General features: G+C 66.8%; 20 protein-coding genes. 10 read left to right on the top strand and 10 right to left on the bottom strand.

What is annotated here, in order from left to right:
- Positions 1 to 28 precede the first annotated feature (28 nt).
- Positions 29 to 1,123: an NAD(P)/FAD-dependent oxidoreductase gene (locus METLW4_RS0108475; RefSeq protein WP_018265780.1), complete on the bottom strand. Its 1,095-nt coding sequence runs from the start codon at positions 1,121 to 1,123 to the stop codon at positions 29 to 31.
- Between the two features lie 129 nt (positions 1,124 to 1,252).
- Here METLW4_RS0108475 and ilvD point away from each other — a divergent pair, with 129 nt between their 5' ends.
- On the top strand, positions 1,253 to 3,097 hold the full coding sequence (ilvD, locus tag METLW4_RS0108480) for a dihydroxy-acid dehydratase (protein ID WP_018265781.1): 1,845 nt from the start codon (positions 1,253 to 1,255) through the stop codon (positions 3,095 to 3,097).
- Between the two features lie 640 nt (positions 3,098 to 3,737).
- On the opposite strand, the gene METLW4_RS0108485 is transcribed toward ilvD, so the two are convergent.
- The 3 genes from METLW4_RS0108485 to METLW4_RS0108495 form a co-directional block, all read right to left on the bottom strand.
- Positions 3,738 to 4,028: a GIY-YIG nuclease family protein gene (locus tag METLW4_RS0108485; RefSeq protein ID WP_018265782.1), complete on the bottom strand. Its 291-nt coding sequence runs from the start codon at positions 4,026 to 4,028 to the stop codon at positions 3,738 to 3,740.
- Positions 4,029 to 4,094: 66 nt separating this feature from the next.
- The gene (locus METLW4_RS0108490) at positions 4,095 to 4,946 is read right to left on the bottom strand and encodes a 23S rRNA (adenine(2030)-N(6))-methyltransferase RlmJ (RefSeq protein ID WP_018265783.1); all 852 of its coding nucleotides are present in this window, start codon (positions 4,944 to 4,946) and stop codon (positions 4,095 to 4,097) included.
- A 3-nt stretch (positions 4,947 to 4,949) separates the two neighbouring features.
- Entirely contained in the window at positions 4,950 to 5,612 is a 663-nt protein-coding gene (locus METLW4_RS0108495) for a ribonuclease T2 family protein (protein WP_043332466.1), read from the bottom strand.
- A 135-nt stretch (positions 5,613 to 5,747) separates the two neighbouring features.
- Between METLW4_RS0108495 and METLW4_RS0108500 the strand changes: the two genes are divergently transcribed.
- From METLW4_RS0108500 to METLW4_RS0108515, 4 genes are all read left to right on the top strand, one after another.
- Entirely contained in the window at positions 5,748 to 6,293 is a 546-nt protein-coding gene (locus tag METLW4_RS0108500) for a hypothetical protein (protein ID WP_157234994.1), read from the top strand.
- Between the two features lie 31 nt (positions 6,294 to 6,324).
- Positions 6,325 to 6,750, top strand: coding sequence for a hypothetical protein (locus tag METLW4_RS0108505; protein WP_026191359.1), 426 nt, complete (start codon positions 6,325 to 6,327; stop codon positions 6,748 to 6,750).
- A gap of 82 nt (positions 6,751 to 6,832) precedes the next feature.
- Positions 6,833 to 8,182 carry an SGNH/GDSL hydrolase family protein gene (locus tag METLW4_RS24425; RefSeq protein WP_083919309.1) on the top strand — a complete coding sequence of 450 codons (1,350 nt, stop codon included), beginning with the start codon at positions 6,833 to 6,835 and terminating at the stop codon, positions 8,180 to 8,182.
- A 159-nt stretch (positions 8,183 to 8,341) separates the two neighbouring features.
- Positions 8,342 to 8,956 (top strand): L,D-transpeptidase, encoded by a 615-nt coding sequence (locus METLW4_RS0108515; protein ID WP_018265787.1) that lies wholly within the window; start codon positions 8,342 to 8,344, stop codon positions 8,954 to 8,956.
- A 63-nt stretch (positions 8,957 to 9,019) separates the two neighbouring features.
- Here the strand turns inward: METLW4_RS0108515 and METLW4_RS0108520 are convergent, their stop codons facing one another.
- The 3 genes from METLW4_RS0108520 to METLW4_RS0108530 form a co-directional block, all read right to left on the bottom strand.
- On the bottom strand, positions 9,020 to 9,211 hold the full coding sequence (locus tag METLW4_RS0108520; RefSeq protein ID WP_018265788.1) for a hypothetical protein: 192 nt from the start codon (positions 9,209 to 9,211) through the stop codon (positions 9,020 to 9,022).
- 6 nt (positions 9,212 to 9,217) lie between these two features.
- Positions 9,218 to 10,636, bottom strand: coding sequence for a glutamate synthase subunit beta (locus METLW4_RS0108525; RefSeq protein WP_018265789.1), 1,419 nt, complete (start codon positions 10,634 to 10,636; stop codon positions 9,218 to 9,220).
- A 160-nt stretch (positions 10,637 to 10,796) separates the two neighbouring features.
- Positions 10,797 to 11,684, bottom strand: a complete 888-nt coding sequence (locus tag METLW4_RS0108530) for a branched-chain amino acid aminotransferase (RefSeq protein ID WP_018265790.1) — start codon at positions 11,682 to 11,684, stop codon at positions 10,797 to 10,799.
- Between the two features lie 255 nt (positions 11,685 to 11,939).
- On the opposite strand from METLW4_RS0108530, the gene METLW4_RS0108535 reads away from it, so the two are divergent.
- The 3 genes from METLW4_RS0108535 to METLW4_RS0108545 are packed head-to-tail and all read left to right on the top strand — an operon-like array spanning position 11,940 to position 14,646.
- Complete coding sequence (locus tag METLW4_RS0108535) at positions 11,940 to 12,506, top strand: MarR family winged helix-turn-helix transcriptional regulator (RefSeq protein ID WP_018265791.1); 567 nt, start codon at positions 11,940 to 11,942, stop codon at positions 12,504 to 12,506.
- Complete coding sequence (locus METLW4_RS24430; RefSeq protein WP_018265792.1) at positions 12,503 to 13,282, top strand: response regulator; 780 nt, start codon at positions 12,503 to 12,505, stop codon at positions 13,280 to 13,282. Before METLW4_RS0108535 ends, METLW4_RS24430 begins: the two co-directional genes overlap by 4 nt.
- Positions 13,279 to 14,646: an ATP-binding protein gene (locus tag METLW4_RS0108545; RefSeq protein ID WP_018265793.1), complete on the top strand. Its 1,368-nt coding sequence runs from the start codon at positions 13,279 to 13,281 to the stop codon at positions 14,644 to 14,646. The genes METLW4_RS24430 and METLW4_RS0108545 overlap by 4 nt, the downstream gene beginning before the upstream one ends.
- A gap of 3 nt (positions 14,647 to 14,649) precedes the next feature.
- Here the strand turns inward: METLW4_RS0108545 and METLW4_RS0108550 are convergent, their stop codons facing one another.
- Positions 14,650 to 14,862: a hypothetical protein gene (locus METLW4_RS0108550; RefSeq protein ID WP_018265794.1), complete on the bottom strand. Its 213-nt coding sequence runs from the start codon at positions 14,860 to 14,862 to the stop codon at positions 14,650 to 14,652.
- Between the two features lie 57 nt (positions 14,863 to 14,919).
- Complete coding sequence (locus METLW4_RS0108555) at positions 14,920 to 15,612, bottom strand: alpha/beta hydrolase (protein ID WP_018265795.1); 693 nt, start codon at positions 15,610 to 15,612, stop codon at positions 14,920 to 14,922.
- A gap of 167 nt (positions 15,613 to 15,779) precedes the next feature.
- Between METLW4_RS0108555 and METLW4_RS0108560 the strand changes: the two genes are divergently transcribed.
- Together METLW4_RS0108560 and METLW4_RS0108565 are read left to right on the top strand one after the other, a co-directional pair.
- Complete coding sequence (locus METLW4_RS0108560; RefSeq protein WP_026191360.1) at positions 15,780 to 15,971, top strand: hypothetical protein; 192 nt, start codon at positions 15,780 to 15,782, stop codon at positions 15,969 to 15,971.
- A 109-nt stretch (positions 15,972 to 16,080) separates the two neighbouring features.
- Entirely contained in the window at positions 16,081 to 16,395 is a 315-nt protein-coding gene (locus tag METLW4_RS0108565) for a hypothetical protein (RefSeq protein ID WP_018265797.1), read from the top strand.
- Between the two features lie 42 nt (positions 16,396 to 16,437).
- On the opposite strand, the gene METLW4_RS0108570 is transcribed toward METLW4_RS0108565, so the two are convergent.
- Complete coding sequence (locus METLW4_RS0108570; protein ID WP_018265798.1) at positions 16,438 to 17,262, bottom strand: TetR/AcrR family transcriptional regulator; 825 nt, start codon at positions 17,260 to 17,262, stop codon at positions 16,438 to 16,440.
- Between the last annotated feature and the right edge of the window lie 90 nt (positions 17,263 to 17,352).

Genomic DNA, 17,352 nt, shown 5'->3' on the forward strand with positions numbered 1-17,352 from the left:
CATATGCTCTGTTTCGAGACAGTCGCGTTCAGTCCAGCAAGGCCGCGACGTGATCGCCGATCGCCAGAGCCGAGGTGAGCCCGGGGCTCTCTATGCCGAACAGGCAGACCAGACCCGAAAGGCCGTGATCCGCCGGGCCGAGAATGCGAAAATCCGCTGCGGGCGCGCCCGGCCCGGTGAGCTTGGGCCTAATTCCGGCATAATCGGGAGCGAGCCGCTCGGCCGGCAGCTGCGGCCAATAGCGACGGATGCGCATCTCGAAATCGGCGCGCCGCGCGGCGGAGACGCGATAGTCCTCGGCGTCGATCCACTCCACATCCGGCCCGAAGCGCATGCGGCCGGCGATATCCAATGTGACATGGACTCCGAGCCCGCCATCGACCGGAGCGGGATAGATCAGCCGCGAGAAAGGCGCGCGGCCGGAAAAGGCGAAATAGCAGCCCTTGGCGAGGAAGAGCGGCGGAATCGCAGCCCGATCGAGCCCCTCTATGGCGGCGGCGACGGTCTGAGCGCGCAGCCCCGCGGCCACGACGAGAAGCTCCGCCTCCGCCATGCCGGCGTCGGCGCCGCCGAAGCGAATGCGCCAGCGCTCGCCGATCCGCTCGGCTCCCAGCACAGGCGTCGCCAGAGCGATGGCGCCGCCTCGGTCCTCTATTTCGCCGCGCAGCGCCAGCATCAGCCCAGGCGCGTCTATGATTCCGGTCTCCGCGCTGAGCAGCGCCGCCGTGCAGGAAAGCGCCGGCTCCAGCCGTCGCGCCTCCGCGGCGCTACAGGCGGAAAGACCTTCGACGCCATTGGCGCGCCCATTTGCCAGCAGAGCGTCGAGCTTCTCCTCCTCGCCCGGCTCGGTCGCGACGATCAGCTTGCCGAGCCGGCGATGCGCGACGCCATGGCTCTGCGCGAAAGCATAGAGCGCGCGCCGCCCTTCGATGCAGAGCCGATGGCGCAGGCTGCCGGTCGGATAATAGAGCCCGGCGTGGATCACCCCGCTGTTGCGGGAGGAGACGCCGCCGCCGATGACGGGGTCGGCCTCGGCGACGATGACCTCATGGCCCTTCGCCGCGAGGCTGCGGGCGACCGCGAGCCCCACCACGCCGGCGCCGACGATCAATGCGCGCGCCATGGGCCGCCTCCTTCTCGAAGAATGGCGAGGCCGAGGCTCACGCTCAGCCGGCTTCGGCCGGTTGCGGGGCCTGCTTCCTTGGGATAGTGCATCTGCGACACGCGTTTTGAAAGAAGAAGAGAGCCGCCCATGCCGCCGTTCCGCTCCCGCACCACCACCCATGGACGCAATATGGCGGGCGCGCGCGGCCTGTGGCGCGCCACTGGAATGAAGGACGACGACTTCGGCAAGCCGATCATCGCCGTCGCCAATTCCTTCACGCAATTCGTGCCCGGCCATGTGCATCTGAAAGATCTCGGCCAGCTGGTCGCGCGCGAGATCGAGAAGGCCGGCGGCGTCGCCAAGGAGTTCGACACGATCGCCGTCGATGACGGCATCGCCATGGGCCATGACGGAATGCTCTATTCCCTGCCCTCGCGCGAGATCATCGCCGATAGCGTCGAATATATGTGCAACGCCCATTGCGCCGACGCTCTCGTCTGCATCTCCAATTGCGACAAGATCACCCCCGGCATGCTGATGGCCGCGCTGCGGCTGAACATCCCCACCATCTTCGTCTCCGGCGGGCCGATGGAGGCCGGCAAGGTCACGCTGCATGGCGAGAGCCACGCGCTCGATCTCGTCGACGCCATGGTGGCCGCCGGCGACGACAAGGTGAGCGACGCCGACGTCGCCGTCATCGAGCGTTCCGCCTGCCCCACCTGCGGCTCCTGCTCCGGCATGTTCACCGCAAATTCGATGAACTGCCTCGCCGAGGCGCTCGGCCTCGCTTTGCCCGGCAATGGCACTGTGCTGGCGACGCATGCGGATCGCGAGCGCCTCTTCGTCGAGGCCGGCCATCTCATCGTCGATCTCGCCCGCCGCTGGTACGAGCAGGACGATTCCAGCGTGCTGCCGCGCTCCATCGCCAAGTTCGAAGCCTTCGAGAACGCCATGACGCTCGACATTGCCATGGGCGGCTCCACCAACACCGTGCTGCATATTCTCGCCGCCGCTTATGAGGCGGAGGTCCCCTTCACAATGGCGGATATCGACCGTCTGTCGCGGCGCGTGCCGGTTCTGTGCAAGGTCGCGCCCAGCGTGCCGGACATTCACCTCGAGGATGTGCATCGCGCCGGCGGCATTTACGCCATTCTCGGCGAGCTGGCGCGCGCCGGCCTGCTGCACACCGACCTGCCGACCGTGCATGCGACCACGCTCGGCGAGGCGCTCACGCGCTGGGACGTGCGCGTCTCCAATAGCGAGAGCGTCGCGACTTTCTACCGCGCCGCGCCGGGCGGCGTGCCGACGCAAGTGGCCTTCAGCCAGAGCCGCCGTTTCGACGCGCTCGATCTCGACCGCGAGAAAGGCGCCGTGCGCGACGCCGCCCACGCTTTCTCCAAGGATGGCGGGCTCGCCGTGCTGACCGGCAATCTCGCGCTCGACGGCTGCATCGTGAAGACGGCCGGCGTCGACGATTCCATCCTGAAATTCGCTGGCCCGGCGCGCGTCTTCGAGAGCCAGGACGCCGCGGTCGATGCGATCCTGACCGGCAAGATCGTCGCCGGCGATGTGGTGGTGATCCGCTATGAAGGCCCGCGTGGCGGCCCCGGCATGCAGGAAATGCTCTATCCGACGAGCTATCTGAAGTCGAAGGGCCTCGGCAAAGCCTGCGCGCTCATCACCGACGGGCGCTTTTCGGGCGGCACGTCGGGCCTCTCCATCGGCCATGTCTCGCCGGAGGCGGCCGAAGGCGGCCTCATCGGCCTGGTGCAGGAAGGCGACAAGATCGAGATCGACATTCCGGCGCGCTCCATCCGCCTCGCCGTTTCTGAGGACGAGCTGGCGAAGCGCCGCACGGCGGAAGAGGCGCACGGCAAGGACGCCTGGAAGCCGGCGAAACGCGCGCGCAAAGTCTCGAAGGCGCTGCGCGCCTATGCGGCCATGACCACCAGCGCGGCGCGCGGCGCCGTGCGAGAAGTGCCGGAAGAATAAGCCACGCCGTCATTGCGAGCGAAGCGAAGCAATCCAGAGCCATGAGCCGACTCTCGGCAGATCGCGCAACGCCGCGCGATCGTCATCGCGAGGATCGCGGTGAATGATCGAGGGGCCGCCCTGTGGCTCTGGATTGCTTCGCTGCGCTCGCAATGACGGCGCCGGAAAAGCGGGGGCGACTGTATTCCCCGTTCACCCCTTCCGCTCAGGCGGCGACGCCAGAGCGTCCCGCAGAATAGCCCCCGTCATTGCGAGCGCAGCGAAGCAATCCAGCGCCATGAGCCGGCTCTCGTCAGCTCGCGCAACGCCGAGCGAACGTGATCGCGAGGAGCGCGGTGAATGATCGAGGGGCCGCCCTGCGGCTCTGGATTGCTTCGCTTCGTTCGCAATGACGGCGCCGGAGAAGCGGCGGAACCGTCACTCCCCGTTCACCCCTTCCGCTCAGGCGGCGCGACGCCAGAGCGCCTCGCAGAATAGCCCCCGTCATTGCGAGCGAAGCGAAGCAATCCAGCGCCACGAGCCGGCTCTCGTCAGATCGCGCAACGCCGAGCGATCGTCATCGCGAGGACAGAAGCGGCGAATCAATCGAGACGCCGCCCTGCGGCTCTGGATTGCTTCGCTACGCTCGCAATGACGGCGCTCAGAGAGCGAGCTCGTCGTAGAGATCCCGCCATGTCGGATTCATCGCCTCGATCAGCACGAGCTTCTTTAGCCGCGATCCCGCTTTGATCTGTTTCTCACGGGCGATGGCCTCATCCATCCTCTCGTAATATTCGTACCAGACAAGCGTCTTGCATCCGTAGCGCGCGGTAAATCCCGGCGTCAGGCTTTCTCGATGCTGATAGATGCGTTGCGATAAATTCGATGTGACGCCCGTGTAGACGGTTCCGTTGCGCTTGCTGGCCATGATGTAGACGGCTGGCTGTTTCATATCGCGGCATCCCGTCCCCGCTTCGCCTCGCAATGACGCCTCACATTAGAAGAAAGACGAGAAGCCTCACTCCCCGCTCACCCATTCGATCTCGCATCCCGCGCCCGGCCCTTGCGCGAGACGCTCGGCGAAAAAGGCCGAGATCGTCCGCGCCTCCGCCTCGAAGGTGAAGGGCGGATTGACGACGAGGAGACCGGTGCTGCGCAATCTCGTATCCTGCTCGTCGCCGCCGACGCAAAGATCGAGACGCAGAATCTTCCTCACGCCGCTGGCGCGCAAGGCGCCGATCAGCCAGCGCTGCTCCGCAGCGTCCTTGATCGGCCTCCAGAGCGCATAAATCCCGGTCGGCCATTTGCGATGCGCGTCGAGAAAGGTCTTCAGCATGCGCTCGGTCTCGTCGCGCTGCTCGAAGGGCGGATCGATCAGCACGAGCCCGCGCCGCTCCTTGGGCGGCACGAAGGCCGAGAGGCCGACATAGCCGTCGAGATGAATGGCCTTCACGCGCTTGTCGCGCGCGAAGCGCCTCTGCAGCGCTTCGAATGCGTCCGGCCGCAATTCGCAGAAGACGGCGCGGTCCTGCGCGCGCATGAAGCGCGCCGCGATCAGCGGCGAGCCGGGATAGAGCGCCGGCCGCCCCTCCGCGCCGAGCGGGCCGACAATATCGAGATAGGGCGCGAGCAATTCGCGCAGCCGCGCATCGGCGCCGGAGAGATCGCCTAGCCGCCCTATGCCGCCACGCCATTCGCCGGTGCGCTCGGCGGCGTCGGCGGAAAGGTCATAGGCGCCCTCCCCCGCATGTGTGTCGACGACTCGAAACGGCGTCTCCTTGCGCGTGAGATAGAGGAGAAGCCGCGCCAGCAGCGCATGCTTGAGCACATCGGCGAAATTGCCGGCGTGAAACCCATGGCGATAATTCATCGGCTACAGCGGCGCCGGCACGGAGATTTCGCCGGCGCGGCAGGCGCCGCGCGCGATCTCGGGACAGGGGCGGAACTCGCGCAGATCGCGCGAGAAGCAGATGCGCACATCCTGCAGCGCGCCCTTGCGGCAGGTGACGGCGAGCATGCCCGGACGCAGCCGCGGATTGGCGGCGATGAAGGCGCGCTGAATGTCGAGCGGCGCGAAGCTCTGCGCCTGCCGCGACCGCTCGAGCAGGGCCGGAATGGTCACGCTCTCCGTCGCGCGGCGCACGTCGAGGAAATAATCGGTCGGGCTCTTGCCCGAGCAGCGGCCATGCTTGCGCCATTCGTGCCGCGCCAGCCCTTCGTCGGGATAGACGCCGGCGACATGCTCGAGCGCCATGCGCGAGGGCGTCGCGGCGCCGTCGCATTCGCTCGGAAAGCCATGCTCATATTGCGGCCACAGGCCATGGGTGACAAAGCCCTTGCCGAGGCCGGGCTCGCATTGCGCGCGATATTCGCGACCGCCGCCGCTCTCGCAAAAGGCCGGCGACCAGGAGAGCGTCAGCACATAGAAGTCGAAGCCGCCGCTGCGCGCCTCCGGCGCCGATTGCGCCATGCCGCTCGAGGCGAAGAGCGAGACCAGCGCCGCGAGGACGCAGACACGAGACCATTGCACGAACATGCGCCGCTCCGAAATATCGTCGCTCGAGTGATGCCGGAGCGTGAGGCGCCGCGTCAAGGCGCCGCGACAAAGGCCGACGGCGTTGACACACCCTACTTATTCACTAGGATATTGCTGAATTCATGGAAGGACTGCATGAGAAGCGCAACTCGCATGATCTGCGCGGCCGCGGCGGCGCTCGGTCTCGCCGGACAGACGGCGGCCCGGCCCGCTTGCGTTTTTCAGGACGCCGCGCTTCGCAGCGACGCTGGAAGCGGCGAGCATCTCATCGGCGTCATACCGGCGCTGTCGTCCATCGTGCTCGTGCGCCAAGGGCCGAAATGGAGCATCGTCTCCTACGACGGCGAGACGGGCTATATTCAGACGCGGCGTCTGACGCCCTTCGGCGGCCCCGGCGATCCGCCGAGTTGGCGGCAATCGCTCTCCTCCGATCGGACGCTGCTACGCGAGATCGATCCGTTCTTCGGCGACGCCTCCTGGCGTTTCGGCCTCGCGCCGCGGTCGACTCTCGGCTTCTATAATTACTTCAGCGGCTTTCGGCGTTCGGCCTGGACCGATCGCGCCGGCGCCCGCGCCGCCGAGGCGCGAGCTTCGGCAAGTCCCTGCCTCGCCGCCTTGCAGCAGGCCGAGCGCCAAGCCGAGCGCAATATCGCGACGAAACCGCCGCGCCGCGCCAATTGAGCCCGATGCGGGCATTCCGAGGAGCATGACGATGAGCGAAGAGTGGGAATATCAGATCCGGCTGAACATCAGCGACGATTTCGCCGAGATCGCCCGCACCGATCCGCAGAATGCGGCGATCGCCCCGATCGCCGCGATCTTGGCCAAGCATCACGCGGCGCTGAGCAATCAGTTCGACGCTTTCGTCAATTATGTCACTGAGGCGGAGAAGCAGGGCGTCGAGCATTTTCCGCTCTACAAATGGACCAAGGCGACGATCGAGGACCCGGCCAAAAAGGCCAAGCACGTCAAATCCTTCTCCATCTATGTGGAAGGCGAGGAGGTCTATCCCAAGGCCGCCGCGGACGCGCTCGAGGCCGATCTCGCGCCTCTGGTGGGCGCCGGCGTGGTGGAGAAGCTCTCCAAGCACGACACCAATCCCGCGAATAATCCGCAAGCCCCCGCGCATTTGCGCTGATCTCTGAACTCGGCCCCGGCGCACGCGCCTCTCAGCGCGGCGCCGGATCGCTTTGCCGCCGGGGCCGCGCTATATTGTCGATATGCGCAGCTTTTCCCGCACCCTCGGCCTTTTCGCGATTCTCCTTCTCGCGCTGCTCTCGGGCGGCATGGACAGCGCGCGGGCGCAGGACCCGGTCGCGGATTTCTTCCAGGGGCTGTTCGGCGGCCGACAGCACCCCCCGCAGGCCCGCCCGGCTGCGCGCGACGCCGGCCGCATGCGCCGGCTGGTGCCGCATCGCGAATATAGCGCGCCCGCCTATTGGCACGGCCAGAGCAAGGCGGCCAAGAAGGACAAGACGCAAAAGCCCGAGGACCCCAACGCCCCGCCGCCGTTCCAGGTGGCGGTGATCGGCGACAGCCTGGGCCAGATGCTGGCCGACGGCTTGGACGAGGCCTATGCGGACCGTCCCGACATTCGCATCCTGCACCGCGCCAAGGACAGCACGGGCCTGGTGCGCGAGGATTATTTCGACTGGCCCAAAGCCGCGCGCGAGCTGCTCGCCGGCGGCGACAAGATCGACATGGCCGTCATCATGATCGGCTCCAATGATCGTCAGGCCATTCACGAGGGCGCGGAGACGATCGAGACCCTGTCGCCGCGCTGGCGCGAGCGCTACGCCCAGCGGGTGGAGGCGGTGCGCGCGGCGTTTCGCGAGAAGAAGATTCCGCTCGTCTGGGTCTCTCTGCCCGTCACCAAGAACGAGCATTTCGCCGTCGATATGGCGAAGCTCAACGACATCTACCGACAGGCGGCGGCGCAGGACAGCGCGGCTTTCATCGATATTTGGGAAGCCTTCGCCGATGACCGCAACCAATATCAGGCCTTCGGCCCGGATATAAACGGGCGCATCGTCAAGCTGCGGTCGGCGGACGGCGTCCATTTCACCGATGTCGGCGCGCGCAAGCTCGCCCATTTCGTCGAGGGCGAGATCAAGCGGCTCTTCGACGCGCGCCATCCGGCGCCGGACGCCGCGCCGACGGAAGCCGCCCTGCCCCCGGCGCCGCCTGCCGAGGCCGCCGTCGTCGCGCCGCCGGTGCAGATCATCGCGCCGAGCGGCCCGACTCCGGCGGTCGCGCCCACTCTGCCCGCGGACCGCCCGGCGATCGGCCAGACGCAACCGCTGACCGGCGCCGCCCTCGCGGCCGACGGCGAGCTGGCGCGGCGCGTGAAATCCCCCTCCACGACGGAGGCGACGCAAGCCGCCGCGGCGCGCGCGCTCGTCGATCATATTTTCGTCGAGGGCGGCGAGCAGCCGAGCCAGCCCGGCCGCGCCGATGATTTCTCCTGGCCGCGCGGCGGCGCCAAGGTCACGCCCGTCTCCACGCCGGCTCCTGCGCAGGCCTCGACCCCGGCGCCCGTCGTCGCCCCCTCGGCCGTCGAGACGCGCTGAGCGGGACCGTTCGCTCAAAACGCGCGGAAACCGTCAATTCCGCATTCAATTCGTCTCGAATGAAGCGCGCCGGCGCCGGCGTCTCGAGGGAACGGGCGCCCCGGCGCTGCATTTTTCTCCCGCTCGAAAGGCCCGAGGGCCTCGAAGGGAGTATCCATCATGTATTTTCGTCGTTCGTCTCTTTCTGTCGCGCTCGTGCTGGGCTTCGGCTGCGCCGCGCCCGCCGCGCAGGCTTTCGAAAATCCGTTCGCCTTTCTGTTCAGCGGACGCTCGGCGGCGGCGAGCGCCCCGTCCTCCTCGGACGGCCAGCTCTCCGGCGAATATTCGTCGACGCGTTCCGTGGTCGCCGATCCGACCCGCCAGCGGCCGGGAACGATCACCGTCGACACGCAAAATCGCTATCTCTACCTGTCGATGAACGACGGTCAGGCGATCCGCTATGGCGTCGGCGTCGGCCGTCCGGGCTTCACCTGGCATGGCCATACGCATATCGGCCGCAAGGAGGCGTGGCCGGCCTGGACGCCGCCGTCCGCCATGCTCCACCGCCGCCCGGATCTGCCGCGCCATATGACGGGCGGAGCCAATAATCCGCTCGGCGCGCGCGCCATGTATCTCTATTCCGGCGGCCGCGACACGATGTTCCGCATCCATGGCTCCAACGAGCCCTGGACGATCGGCCATGGCGTCTCCTCCGGCTGCATCCGCATGCTGAACGGCGACGTCAGCGATCTCTACGGCCGCGTGAAGGTCGGCACGCAGGTCCACGTTCTCTGAACGCAAAACGCCGGCGGCTCGTCTCGCGACGAGCGCCGGCGTCTTATTTTCGGCTCGGCGGCGTCAGCCGACGCAATTGGCGTTGGTCAGGCCGGACATGATGATCTGCGCGACGACCCAGACGCCGATCAGCGCCCAGGCGATGCGCGTCTTCTTCTGCCCGTAGAGATAGGCTCCGCCGATCGGCATGGCGAGCAGCAGATAAGGCAGCGCGGAATTTCCGATATTCTCACAGTACCACAGGGCCGTGGGCATTTTTCCTCACCTCGGTAGATTTGTTTCGCCCATCAGGAAGGCGTCCACCGAGGCGGCGCACTGCCGGCCCTCGCGGATCGCCCATACGACGAGCGATTGCCCGCGCCGCATGTCTCCGCACGCGAAGACGTTCTCGCGTGACGATCGATAGGATTTGACGTCGGCGGCCACATTGCCGCGCGGGTCCAGCGTGACCGCGAGCTTTTCCAGCAGACCCTCGCGGACCGGCGAGACGAAGCCCATGGCCAGCAGCACGAGATCGGCCTTCAGCGTGAACTCGCTGCCGGGAATGGCGGCCAGCTTGCCGTCGACGCGCTCGCAGCGCAGGCCCGTGATGGCGCCGTCGGCGCCGATGAACTCGCGCGTCATCACCGCGAACTCGCGCGTCGAGCCCTCGTCATGCGAGGAGGAGGTGCGCAGCTTCAGCGGCCAGTCCGGCCAGGTGACGAGCTTGGCTTCCTTCTCCGGCGGGCGCGGCATGATCTCGAGCTGCGTCACCGAAAGCGCGCCCTGGCGCACCGATGTGCCGATGCAGTCCGAGCCGGTGTCGCCGCCGCCGATGACGACGACATGCTTGCCGGAAGCGAGGATCGGCTCATTGGTGACGAGCGGCTCGCCGGAAACGCGGCGGTTCTGCTGCGGCAGGAAATCCATGGCGAAATGCACGCCGCGCAGATCGCGCCCCGGAATGGGGAGATCACGCGGCTGTTCCGCTCCGCCGGCGAGCACGATGGCGTCATGCTCGGCGACGAGCTTCTCCGTCTCGAGATCGACGCCGACATGCACATTGTAGTGGAAGGCCACCCCTTCCGCCTCGAGCTGCGCCACGCGGCGGTCGATGAGATGCTTCTCCATCTTGAAGTCGGGAATGCCGTAGCGCAGCAGGCCGCCGGCCTTGGCGAACTTCTCATAGACATGCACGTCATGGCCGACGCGCGCCAGCTGCTGGGCGGCGGCGAGCCCCGCGGGGCCGGCGCCGACGACGGCGACGCGCTTGCCGGTCTTGGTCTTCGACGGCTCCGGCGCGATCCAGCCCGCCTCGAAGCCGCGATCGACGATCGAACATTCGATCGTCTTGATCGTGACCGGCTGGTCGACGAGATTCAGCGTGCAGGAGGCCTCGCAGGGCGCGGGGCAGACGCGGCCGGTGAATTCCGGGAAATTATTGGTGGAGTGGAGATTGGCCAGCGCGCGGCGCCAGTCGCCGTTGTAGACGAGATCGTTCCAATCCGGGATCTGATTATTGACCGGGCAGCCATTGTGGCAGAACGGAATGCCGCAATCCATGCAGCGCGCCGCCTGATTGCGCGTCGCCTCCTCCGAGAGAGGAATGACGAATTCATCGTAATGGCGGATGCGGTCGGCGGCCGGCTTGTATTTGCGGTCCTGCCGGTCGACTTCCAGAAACCCAGTGACCTTTCCCATGCCTCGCCAACCCCTCGGCCCGTCGCGTCAATGGCGCCTTCGAGGGATTTTTTACCACGAAGACGCGTAGGACACGAAGCAAATCGTCTCGGATATCGCTTTCTCGACCCGTCGCCGGCGCGCGAATGTCTCTTTAGCGCGCGGCTTTACGCGGCGAAGCTCAGGCGGCGGCCGCTTTCGGATCGACTTCGCGCGTGTAGTCCTCGATCAGCGTGCGCGAGATGGCGCCCGGCGTGAAGCGATAGGGGCCGGCCTCGGCGACCGGCGTGACCTCGGCGCCCGTGCCGCAGATGAAGCACTCGCTGAACTCGGGCAGCTCCTCCGGCAGGATGCGGCGCTCGACCACCTCCATCCCGCGGCGGCGGGCGAGATCGATGACCGTGCGGCGGGTGATGCCGTCGAGGAAGCAATCCGCGAGAGGCGTGTGCAGCACGCCGTCCTTCACGAAGAAGATATTGGCGCCGGTGCATTCGGCGACGCGGCCCTGCCAGTCCAGCATCAGAGCGTCGGCGTAGCCGCGGCGCTCGGCGCGATGCTTGGAGATGGTGCAGATCATATAGAGGCCCGCCGCCTTGGCCAGCGAGGGCGCGGTCTGCGGATCGGGCCGGCGATAATCGGCGATGTCGAGACGAATGCCCTTCATCTTGGTGGCGACGTCGAACATGCTCGGCCAGTCCCACACGGCGATCGCGACATTGATCGTCGAATTCTGCGCGGCGACGGCCATCATCTCGCTGCCGCGCCAGGCCACCGGCCGCACATAGCAGCTGTCGAAGCCATTGGCCTTCACCACCGCGGCCTTGGCGGCGTCCAGCTCGGCGACGCTATAGGGAATCTCGAAATCGAGGATTTGCGCGGAACGCTTGAAGCGCTCGGAATGCTCGGTGGATTTGAAGATCACGCCGCCATAGGCGCGCTCGCCCTCGAACACGCTGGAGCCGTAATGCAGCCCGTGCGAGAGCACATGGAGCTTGGCGTCGCGCCAGGGGATGAGCGCGCCATTGAACCAGATGTAGCCGTCGCGCTGGTCGAAGGGCAAAACCGACATCCGACACTCCGATGAGGTCAAGGGCGAAAAAAGAGGGAGCCGTCCCACGCGGCGGCCGGTCTCGAGCCGGCCTTCTCCAAACCACTAGCCATCGGTCAGAAATATGTCAATATAGCTGACGTATAAGTTCAGAACGATCGAGCGGCGTCGGAGGGAGCGTTTGACCCTCCCATTCAGAGGACGGGCTTCCGAGCGCCCTGTCCGGGGCATGGTTCACGGCTTTTTCGCTTCCACCGACATATAGCGGTTCCCGACGTGAAAACATCCATCGAACGCAAGCCACCGCGCCCGGCCTCGACGCAGGCGCTGGTCGGACGCGAGCCGGCGCCCGAGAGCGAGCCCATGTTCGATCTCATCGAGCTGTTCTTTTTCGCCTATCGCGATTTCGTCGGCGACGCCGACCGTCTGCTCGAGAATTACCAGTTCGGCCGCGCCCATCACCGCGTGCTGCATTTCGTCTATCGCCGCCCCGGCCTCGCCATCGCCGCCCTGCTCGATATTCTGAAGATCACCAAGCAGAGCCTCAACCGCGTGCTCAAGCAATTGCTCGACGCCGGCTTCGTCGAGGCGCGCGAGGGCGCGACCGATCGCCGCCAGCGCCTCCTCTATCCGACGGCCAAGGGCGCGCGTCTCGCCCAGGAGCTCGCCGCGCTGCAATCGGAGCGCTTCCGCCGCGTCTTCGGCGAGCTGCCGCCGGAGGCGCGCGAGGCGACCGCGGATTTTCTGCTGGCCATGGTCAATGTCGCCGACCGCGAGAAAGTGCGCGCGCATCTGCCGCCGCGCCGGCGCCGGCGGCCGCTCGCCGAAGACGACGCCGCATGAGCGCGCCGGCGCCGCAGACCGCGGCCGAGCCCGGCCCGCATATTCTCGTCGTCGACGACGACAGGCGCATACGCTCGCTGCTGTCGCGCTATCTCGCCGCCGAGGGATATCTGGTCAGCGCCGCCGCCGACGCCGCCCAGGCGCGCGCGCGGCTCGCCGACATGACCTTCGACCTCATCGTCCTCGACGTGATGATGCCGGGCGAGAGCGGAGCGGAATTCGCGCGCAAATTGCGCAGCGAGGCGGAGCCGCTGCGCTCCTCCCCCATTCTCATGCTGACCGCGCGCGGCGAGACGGCCGATCGCGTGGCCGGGCTCGAGGCCGGCGTCGACGATTATCTCGCCAAGCCCTTCGAGCCGCGCGAATTGTCGCTGCGCATCGCCAGCATTCTGCGCCGCGCCGGCCGCGCCGCCCGCCCCGCCCCGGCGGCGGCGAGCGTGCGCTTCGGCGCCTTCGGCTTCGATCTCGAAAAGGGCCGATTGCGCGAGCATGATCGAATCGTCCATTTGACGACTCGCGAAGAGGAGATTCTGCGCGTGCTGGCGACGAATGCGGGCGAGATCGTGTCACGGCAGAGGTTGGCGCAGCGCCTCGTCAATGGCAAAGTCGAGAGCGCGGGCGAACGCAGCGTCGATGTCGAGGTGGCGCGGCTGCGCCGCAAGCTCGAGAGCAACGCGCAAGGCCCGCGCCATTTGCAGACGATCCGCGGCCGCGGCTACAGGCTGTGGGCGGAGGCCGTCATCGGACCGGACGAGGAATACGGAAAAGCGCAATGACCTCAGCCCTCCCCGCCGCGCTCGACGCCCCGCGCCAGCTCTGGCGGCGATTCGCCGGCTGGCTGCACGAGCGCATGCCCAAAGGCCTCTACGCCCGCTCGCTGCTGATCGTGATTCTACCGATCGTGCTGCTGCAATCGGCGGTCGCCTATTTCTTCATGGAGCGGCATTGGCAGGCGGTGACGTCGCGCCTCTCCGCGGCCGTGGCGCGCGACGTCGCCGCGCTCACCGATTTCTACGAGGCCTTTCCCAAGGACGAGCATCGCGACATCATCCAGCGCATCGCCGGCGAGGATTTGAGCATAGACGTTCATTTCCTGCCCAAGGAGCCGCTGCCGCCGCCCGCCGCCAAGCCCTTCTTCTCGCTGCTCGACCATACTTTGTCGCGGGAATTGTCGCTGCGCCTGCAGCGTCCCTTCTGGATCGACACGGTGGGGCGCTCCAACATCGTCGAAATCCGCGTCGCGCTCGACGATTCGGTGATGCGCTTACTCGCCCATCGCACCCAGGCCTATGCGTCCAACTCGGAAATCTTCTTCATCTGGACCGTGATCGCCTCGCTGGTCATCATCGCCATCGCCACCTCCTTCCTGCGCAATCAGATCCGCCCGATCCTGCGCCTCGCCCGCGCGGCGGAGGAGTTCGGCAAGGGCCGCGAGGTCGCCTTCAGCCCGCGCGGCGCGCGCGAGGTGCGGCAAGCCGGCGCCGCCTTTTTGGAGATGAAGCGCCGCGTCGAGCGCGCCATGGAGCAGCGCACGACCATGCTCAATGGCGTGTCGCATGATCTGCGCACCATCATCACGCGCTTCAAGCTCTCGCTCGCCCTCATCGGCGAGACCGCGGAGACCAATGAGCTGAAGAAAGACGTCGACGAGATGGAGCGCATGGTCGAGGCCTATCTCGCCTTCGCGCGCGGCGACGGCGGCGAGGCGACGGCGGAGACCGACGTCGCCGCCATTCTCGACGAGCTGAAGACCGACACGGAGCGGCGCGGCCTCGGCGCGCAGACGAGCTTCGCCGGCCGCAGGCAGGTGGCCGTGCGTCCGGCCGCCTTCCGCCGCTGCCTCGCCAATCTCGTCGGCAACGCCCAGCGCTATGCGAAAAACATATCGCTCACGGCCGTCAACGACGGCCATATGCTGACCATCCACATAGACGACGACGGCCCGGGCATTCCGGTCGAGCGGCGGGAGGACGCTTTCCGCCCCTTCTACCGGCTGGACGAGTCGCGCAATCAGGACGAGAGCCATTCGGGTCTCGGCCTCGCCATAGCGCGCGACATCATGCGCTCGCATGGCGGCGAGGTGACGCTCGAAGGCTCGCCGCTCGGCGGCTTGCGCGCGACCGTCACCTTGCCGGTGTGACGCTCAGCCCTCCGCCGGACAGGGGATTTCCTTCGTCACGCCTTCGAGAAAGGCCTTCATGCCGCAATTGGCGCGCAGGGGGCTCGGCTTCTGATTGCCTTCCCAGGTCAGGAAGGTGACGATTCCGCGCGGATTAATGGCGATCACCTTGTATCGCTCGGGTCCGCGGGTCGCATAGCATTTGCCTTCTTTTATGTCCTCGGCGGTCAGGGCCATGGTCCGATCTCCTTTCGCAATGTGCCTGGCCTCGTCCCGCAAGAGCCGTGCCGAGCCTCAATGCGCGTGATCGTGGTCGTGATCGTCGTGGTCATGATCGTGATCGTCATGCGCCGCGCTCTTCTTGTGCACGACATGCTCGGTGAGGAAATCGCCGGCCGCGATCACCCCGTCATCGTCCATTGCATGATCGAGGCCCTTGCGCGTCATCGACAAGACCTTGGCGCCCTGCCCGGTGAGCGCGGCCTTGGTCTCTCGCACGGCGGCGAGCGGCGAGATCGCGTCGGCGTCGCCATGAATCAGCAGCACGGGCGGCGCGCCATCGGGGCCGATGGACGGCGCCGCGCCATAGGGACCGCCAGCGAAGGCCACCACCGCCGCCGCCGGCCCCGGCCGCGCGACGCCGGCCAGCAGCGCGAGCGTCGCGCCTTGCGAGAAGCCGACCAGCGCCAGATGCGAGGCCGGCAGCCGGCGCTTGGCCAGCGCCGCCTCGAGAAAGCGCTCCAGCGCCGCCAGCCCTTCGGCGAGCCCCTCCGGGTCAGCGGCGTCGAACCAGCGCTTCACGCCATCGGCGCCGGCGGGCGCCTCGGCTGAGAGAAACTCGGCCTTGGGCATGGTCGGAGCCCAATTGAGCGCGTGATCGACCATGGTCTGGCCCTCCGCGCCCTCCCCATGCAGCATCACGACGAGAAAAGCGGGCTTGCCGCAGGAGAGAGCGGCCAGCGCCGGCCCTTCCACAATGTCGGTCATGGGATGCGTCCTCCGTGCGCCGGCGCGCCGCCGGCCCAAAAGCGCGGTTCAATAAGCATGCCGCCGCAAGTCTCGTCATATGGCGCCCAATCTGCTTCTCCACGGTCGCGCCGGAGACGGAACGGCGCACCGTGAGAACAGACGCAGCAAAGCAACAGGAGGACCGCGTGGCGGACTACAAAGTGACGGTCGAGGAGCAGGCCGACGGAAAATGGGCCTGCTTCCTGCACGTTCCGGGCGAGGAGCCGTATAATCTCGGCAAATCCTTCAAGAACGAGGACCGCGCCGAGGCGTGGCTCACCGTCGGCGAAGCGACGACCGCGATCGACATGGCGGTGGCGAAGCTCACCAAGAAGTGAGCCTGCGGGAAGGGCCGCGATTTGCGCCTGTCGGCTATCCGACAGGCGATCCCGGCCCTTCGTCCATTTTGTCCCGCGCCAAAGCCGCGCGCAGCAAGGAGCGAAGAAAATGGCCGTTGATTTGAAGGGCGAATGGACCGACGCCGACATTGCGAAGCTGATCGGCTCGGTCGTCGACGACCGTGACTGGCGCCTCGAGGTCAGCACGGACGGAATCGCCTCGCTCGTCGACAAGACGGCGCATCCGACCGACGACGCCTATGACAACACGCTCCACTGCTTCCTCGAGACATGGATGCAGGGAACGGATTTCGTCGGCCCCTCGGCCGCCGGCGACAAGGATCTCGTCGGCAAGATCGCCAAGGCGCTGCGCGAGAACTATCCGACGCTCAAGGGCCTCAAATTCGTCTACGTCTCTCTCTGAGCCGTAGATCGCCGTTCAGCGCCTCGCGGCCGGACGCCGCCATCAAGCGGTGGCGTCGTCCGAATGCCGGCGATGGTCCTCGCCGTGGTGATGACCTTCTCCATGCGGATGGTCTTCGGCGTGGTGATGACGGCGACGCGACTCCTCATAGTCTTCCTCGAACTCGTCGTCGCGGTCGCGCGCATGATGGCGGTGACGACGGCGGCCGGTGACGCCGCGGAACACGGCGCGCGCCAGACCGCGCAGCGGCGAGGTCAAGCGGCTCACATCCTCGATCCGCTCGATCACCGCCTCGCTGCGCGACAGCTCGCGGTCGAGCGCGGCCTTGGTGCGGCACAGCTCGACGTCGCGATCGTCGAACCAGGTCCCGAGCACGCGCCACCAGGCGATAGCGAGGCCCTGCAGCTTCAACGCGCCGAGCGCGCCTTCGCTGTCTATGTCGGCGGCCTCCAGCATGAAGCGCATGGAATTGACCGTCTCGTGATTGAGCGCGGCCGCCGCCAGCGGATCGGTCGAGGCCCATTGCGACACCGATTCCAGCGCATTGCGGTAGGGCTCCAGCGCCTCGAGACGGCGCAGCAGCACCTCATAGAGCCGCTCCTTGGCGGGCTCCGAGGCGTAGCGGCCGGAAAAATCCTCCAGCACCTGCCGGTCGATCTTGCGCGAGAAAGCCGCGAGCACGGCGCCTTTGGAGGGAAAGCTGTCGCGGAAATCCGCGAGCGAGACATCGGCGTCCTGGGCGATGTCGGAAATGGCGATATCCTCGAAAGCGCGGCGCGCCGCCAGCCGCATCAAGGATTCGACGATCCGATCGCGGACCGAGCCGCTCCCATTGCCTGTTTCGTTGGTCTTGCCGCCCGTCGCCATCGCCGCCTCCTCACATCGCTCGAAGCCAGCCGCTTCCACGTTAATTTATGCAAGCTAATTTAGGGTGATTTCGCCAAATCGGAAGCGCCT

Origin of the sequence: Methylosinus sp. LW4 (genome assembly GCF_000379125.1) — a bacterium.
Taxonomy (GTDB): domain Bacteria; phylum Pseudomonadota; class Alphaproteobacteria; order Rhizobiales; family Beijerinckiaceae; genus Methylosinus.